The organism is Atlantibacter hermannii, assembly GCF_009907385.1.
Lineage (GTDB): Bacteria > Pseudomonadota > Gammaproteobacteria > Enterobacterales > Enterobacteriaceae > Atlantibacter > Atlantibacter hermannii_A.
This window is the reverse complement of sequence record NZ_JAAATR010000080.1, coordinates 1-3,859: the sequence shown is the minus strand read 5'-3', so window position 1 is coordinate 3,859 and position 3,859 is coordinate 1. Positions and strand designations below refer to the sequence as shown.

Below are 3,859 nucleotides of genomic sequence, written 5' to 3'. Positions count from 1 at the left end.
AACTGGTGCAGTCGTCTTCTGAAAATGACACTGTTTGTATATAATCATGAAAAAATGGTGAGTAGAGTTTCAGGGTAACAGGGGATGCTTATGTCGGTTTTCCACAACTGGCTACTTGAGATCGCATGTGAGAATTACTTCGTCTACATCAAACGCCTTTCCGCCAACGATACCGGCGCAACAGGTGGTCACCAGGTAGGGCTTTATATCCCTTCAGGTATCGTTGAAAAACTCTTTCCGTCTATCAACCATACCCGTGAACTGAACCCTTCGGTTTTTCTCACCGCACATGTGTCATCGCATGATTGCCCTGACAGCGAAGCCAGGGCAATTTATTATAACAGCCGTCATTTTGGTAAAACCCGGAATGAAAAAAGGATTACCCGCTGGGGTAGAGGCAGCCCACTTCAGGATCCTGAAAATACAGGGGCTCTGACGCTCCTGGCTTTCAAGCTTGATGAGCAAGGGGGGGACTGTAAGGAAGTAAATATTTGGGTATGCGCCAGCACTGATGAAGAGGACGTCATTGAGACCGCTATTGGTGAAGTTATACCCGGAGCGCTTATATCCGGCCCCGCAGGACAGATTCTAGGCGGACTATCTCTACAGCAAGCGCCAGTAAATCATAAATATATTCTACCTGAAGACTGGCACCTGCGCTTTCCGTCGGGAAGTGAAATTATTCAGTATGCAGCCAGCCATTATGTGAAAAATTCCCTTGATCCGGATGAGCAACTTCTTGACCGCCGGCGCGTGGAGTACGACATATTTCTATTGGTTGAGGAACTGCATGTTCTGGATATCATCCGGAAAGGATTTGGCTCTGTGGATGAATTTATTGCGCTGGCCAATTCTGTCAGCAATCGCCGTAAATCCAGAGCCGGGAAGTCGCTGGAACTGCACCTGGAGCATCTATTCATTGAGCACGGCCTGCGACACTTTGCGACGCAGGCCATCACAGAAGGTAATAAAAAACCCGATTTCCTTTTCCCTTCCGCAGGGGCTTACCACGATACTGAGTTTCCCGTAGAAAATCTGCGCATGCTGGCAGTCAAGACTACCTGTAAGGATCGCTGGCGTCAGATACTGAATGAGGCCGATAAAATTCATCAGGTGCATCTGTTTACACTCCAGGAGGGAGTTTCTCTGGCTCAATATCGGGAGATGCGGGAGTCGGGTGTCAGATTGGTCGTGCCATCATCTCTGCACAAAAAATACCCGGAGGCGGTGAGAGCTGAGCTAATGACGCTAGGTGCGTTTATTGCTGAGCTGACAGGGCTTTACGCAGATATTCCATAGATTATCTCCCGGCATAAATACCGGGAGGAGCGATCAGATTCGTTCAACCTTGCACGAATCGGCATTAACCGCTTTCAGGATATAAGGTTCAAGCAGTTTGGCTACGGCTTCAAACACGGGCACCACTACGGAGTTACCGAACTGCCTGTACGACTGAGTGTCTGACACAGGAATGCGAAAAGGCCTGCCATCTACTTTTTCAAAACCCATAAGGCGCGCGCACTCTCGCGGAGTCAGCCTGCGGGGCCGATGCGCCTGATTTTCTTCGTTCGCGAAGTCTGTTTCACCTGTGGCCATATCCCAGCCACGGTCTATCAGAATTTCAGACCCGTCTTTGTGATAGCGAGCAGAAAGCGTACGGGCAATGCTTTCTTTATTTTCAGGATTAACGAGGCCAAAACCGAATCCGTTACCCTTAGCTGCGTGCTTTTTGGCGTAGTTATAGAGATACTCCCAGAGTTTCGGCGTCAGTATATATTTGCTGTCAACCACGGGTTCCAGCAGTTCGCCAAATGACGGACGCTGTTCCGGATAAAAACGACTAATATCGCGCAGGGTAAAGCCCTGGTGAATGTTCAGATCACGGCGGAAACCGACCAAAACGATACGTTCTCGGTGCTGAGGTAAAAAGTGCTTTCCGTCGATAACTTTAGGATCGTTTTTGCCCATCTCAGCTGCATCCGCAACTTCATAGCCCAGTTCGTCGAGGGTATCCATGATGACTTTAAAGGTTTTACCCTTGTCATGGCTCTTCAGGTTTTTAACGTTTTCAAGAACAAAGATGGCAGGTTTTTTTGCGCGGATAATACGCGCCACATCGAAGAAAAGCGTTCCCTGAGCCTCACATTCGAAACCATGCGCGCGCCCGAGCGAGTTTTTCTTGCTTACGCCCGCAAGGCTAAACGGTTGACAGGGGAAACCTGCTAGAAGTACATCATGATCCGGCACATGCTCATTAATGTAAGCATAGGCATCGTTTTCAGGTACTTCAGGTTTATCACTGAGCGTGACTTCACGAATATCGAGATTGAAAGTGTGTTCCTGAGCATCGTTAAACCAGTTAGCTTTATATGTGCGCACAGCCTCTTTATTCCATTCACTGGTAAAAACGCACTGGCCACCGATGGTTTCGAAGCCCTTCCGTATACCTCCAATCCCAGCAAACAGGTCAATAAACCGGAAGGCATAGTCAGGGTGATGTGCAGGCGCTTCCGGAAGCATTTTTCGTAGAAGTTCCTCTTCGGCTAACGTCAGCGTCTTAGGTGAGCACTTACCATTAATCCAGCGATTAAGAGTCTCGCGACTCCACTCATTTTTACCAACTTTTCTAAGCAGTTCAGCCACGTACTTCTGGTCATAGATTTCCAGCACCTGCCCGAGCAGCTTTTTATCATTTTCCTGTCGCAGTTGTTCTTCCGCTTCTGCTTTCTCAAGCAGATCCTGCGCCAGTAATTCAAATTCAGACATATTGCCTCCATTGGGTCTTATGGGTGAAACTGTATCACTCATTTGACCCAGATTGAATGTTTTTATCTGGATATTTAAACAGGTTTATTGTTAGGTAACGCACGTTGGCCACGCTGGAGCGTCTTCTGGGCCTGCTGTCGGCCTTTGAGGTCGTGGTATGGATGACGGATGGCTGGCCGCTGTATGAACCCCGCCTGAAGGGAAAGCTGCACGTTATCAGCAAGCGTTACACTCAGCGCATTGAGCGACATAACCTGAATCTGAGACAACATCTGGCAAGGCTGGGACGGAAGTCACTGTCGTTCTCAAAATCGGTGGAGCTGCATGACAAGGTCATCGGGCATTATCTGAACATAAAACACTATCAGTAAGTTGGAGTCATTACCGGTTCTCTTTGTCTTTTAGTGATTCTATAAACCTCATTACGTCTGAATATAAAAATCTATTATTTGATTTATGTGGCTCATGAGGTTGTGGGATGGTCTTGTTTTTGAATGTGCCAGTTTTCTTAATGGCAAAGATTAACTCACCTTCTGTTATTCCTAACATTTCAGCAAATGTTTTTGCTTCTATAGTTACTGACTTCATTTAATTAACTCTCATGGTATCGATTTTCTTTACCGGCATCTTTAACAATGGTGCTCGTTTCTAGTGTTGCTGCGGTACGCTTCATCATCGTCTGCGGGGCGGTTGCGATAGTGAAGGAGCTGCCGGGCGTGAGCAAATCTATCAGGCGCTGGCCGCTGATAATCTCCATCCGTTCACTGGCAATACTGACAGATTTTGAACCTGCGCCGGTTTTCCCGGTATGGCAAAACAGACCGCGACAGTTATGACGTTTAAGCAACTTCTCGAACTCCTGTACGTGCTGTAAAGCAATATGGCCGCGATAGCGTTTAGCCTGAATAAGATAGCGATATTTTCCTATTATTACCTGGCCGTCAATGCCTCCATCGCCGGTATAGCGTTTGTTTCTGATGGTTCTGAAGCCATGCGCTTCAAATCCTTCCAGCAACAGTTCTTCAAACACAAAAGGATCAATTTTCCTCAGGTAGTTAATTTTTTGGGCACTGTTGCAAAGTTAGCGATGAGG

The 3,859-nt window shown here is 47.4% G+C and carries 4 protein-coding genes and 1 pseudogene; 2 read left to right on the top strand and 3 right to left on the bottom strand.

What is annotated here, in order from left to right:
• Positions 1 to 90 precede the first annotated feature (90 nt).
• Positions 91 to 1,299: a type II restriction endonuclease gene (locus GV764_RS18250; protein WP_001749969.1), complete on the top strand. Its 1,209-nt coding sequence runs from the start codon at positions 91 to 93 to the stop codon at positions 1,297 to 1,299.
• 33 nt (positions 1,300 to 1,332) lie between these two features.
• Here the strand turns inward: GV764_RS18250 and GV764_RS18245 are convergent, their stop codons facing one another.
• Positions 1,333 to 2,766 (bottom strand): DNA cytosine methyltransferase, encoded by a 1,434-nt coding sequence (locus GV764_RS18245; protein ID WP_001288432.1) that lies wholly within the window; start codon positions 2,764 to 2,766, stop codon positions 1,333 to 1,335.
• A 98-nt stretch (positions 2,767 to 2,864) separates the two neighbouring features.
• Here GV764_RS18245 and GV764_RS18240 point away from each other — a divergent pair.
• Positions 2,865 to 3,137, top strand: a pseudogene (locus tag GV764_RS18240) (IS1 family transposase); the annotation flags it as partial.
• A gap of 10 nt (positions 3,138 to 3,147) precedes the next feature.
• On the opposite strand, the gene GV764_RS18235 reads toward GV764_RS18240, so the two are convergent.
• Both GV764_RS18235 and GV764_RS18230 read right to left on the bottom strand, forming a co-directional pair.
• Positions 3,148 to 3,354 (bottom strand): hypothetical protein, encoded by a 207-nt coding sequence (locus GV764_RS18235; RefSeq protein ID WP_001749967.1) that lies wholly within the window; start codon positions 3,352 to 3,354, stop codon positions 3,148 to 3,150.
• Positions 3,355 to 3,358: 4 nt separating this feature from the next.
• Complete coding sequence (locus tag GV764_RS18230) at positions 3,359 to 3,796, bottom strand: restriction endonuclease (RefSeq protein ID WP_020325134.1); 438 nt, start codon at positions 3,794 to 3,796, stop codon at positions 3,359 to 3,361.
• Between the last annotated feature and the right edge of the window lie 63 nt (positions 3,797 to 3,859).